This is a genomic window from Vibrio sp. D173a, from assembly GCF_030248475.1.
This window is the reverse complement of record NZ_JAHGAH010000510.1, coordinates 1-1,579: the sequence shown is the minus strand read 5'-3', so window position 1 is coordinate 1,579 and position 1,579 is coordinate 1. Positions and strand designations below refer to the sequence as shown.

1 protein-coding gene is annotated in these 1,579 nt (G+C 50.1%); it reads right to left on the bottom strand.

From position 1 onward, the window contains the following. Positions 1 to 1,579, bottom strand: a 1,579-nt coding sequence (locus KIV40_RS27155) for a diguanylate cyclase domain-containing protein (protein ID WP_285352293.1), incomplete at both ends; no start/stop codon positions are given.

The following is a 1,579-nucleotide window of genomic DNA, read 5'->3' as shown; positions in this document are numbered from 1 at the left end:
CATCATCTTGATGGTAAACGTTATAGCGATTGCGCCCCTCTTCTTTCGCCGCATGACACGCCGCATCCGCTTGAGCATGCACCATCTGTGGAGACGCCGCGGTATGGTCGATCAAGCGAATACCGATCGAACAGGTCAGATTGAGACGAATCTCATCCCACAAGAAGGCGTTATCGCCCATCATCGCAATAATACTGCGACACACATTGATTGCGTCACGCTCGGTACAGTCCTTCAGTAGAACCGCAAACTCATCACCGCCCATTCGTGCGAGCACCGCATTGTAAGGCAGCACGTTCTCAAGTAAGCCGGCGCTGAATAAGATCGCCGCATCCCCAGCTTCGTGACCTGCGGTATCATTAAGGACCTTTAGTTGGTCAAGATCGAGGAACAGCATCGCATGGGTACGCATGTGGCTTTCCACCTCTTTGAGCGCTTTTTGCAGCTCTTGCTCAAAGTGGTTGCGGTTGAAGGTGTGTGTCAGCAAGTCGTAACGTGCTTGATACTCCAACTGCTCTGCCAGTTCATGGGTCTCGGTGATGTCCTCACCCACAATCAACAGTTGGTTAGAGTCGACCAATGGACGAATATTCTCTCGAATCCAGATCTTACTGCCATCAGCGTGACGATACTGAATATCACGACGCCATACTCCACGTGATTTATGTTGTGGCTGCAGCAAGATTTGGCGAGGAATCATGGCATTTCGGTCGACGTAAAACTCACGCGGTCGATGCCCTAACAACTCACCCAACGGATAGCCCAATAGCTCCTCAGCAAATTGGTTCACCTGCTGAATACGATTGTTTTCATCCAACGTAATCATCATCACAGGTTGCTTATCGTAGTAGAGCTTAAGGTTCGCTTCACGTTGGAACAGCTTGTTCTCTGCCAGCTTTCTTGAGGTCACATCACGAGCCTCAAACAGGAACTGACAATCATTAGACTCACTGTCCGGCATTGGCTTGAGAGAGATATCTAGGACGATCACCCCTCGGTCGCGACACCACACTTCCGCTTCGAAACGCAGCGATGCCTGAGACTCTGAGCTCATAAAGTATTTATTAAGCGTCTCACTCGCCGAGTCTTCCCAGTGCTTATGCTGATAGATAGGCGTACCCACTTGGTAACCTTGGTTGTAGAGCAGCTCATGTAATTTACTGTTACTAGAGAGCAGTACCCCATCGCGGTCGATAATGCCCATAAACTGCAGGCTCTGATCAAAGATAGATTCCAACAGCAATTGACTCTTACGGCTGTCGCGCTCGCTCTTCTTGAGGCGATTCAGATAGTAGACCAAGGTGATGATCACACAGCCCATCGCTAAAAACAGCAAGCTTAGCGTGCGAATCTCATCTTGGTAGCGCTCAAAGAAGGGTTGAGGCTTGTTGAAAAAGGTCGCTGAGGTTTCACTCTTGCCACCCAGATCCCAGCGTGTCAGCTGTTGATAGTCGAGTTTGATTTCTGCTGCACCCTCAAGAACTGGAGGCAATGTCTGATGTGGGTTTGCCAACACGCGCCGAAAGGTGCGTCCTGTTTCGCGCCCTTGGATCAAGCCACTCTGAATCACACCACCAAT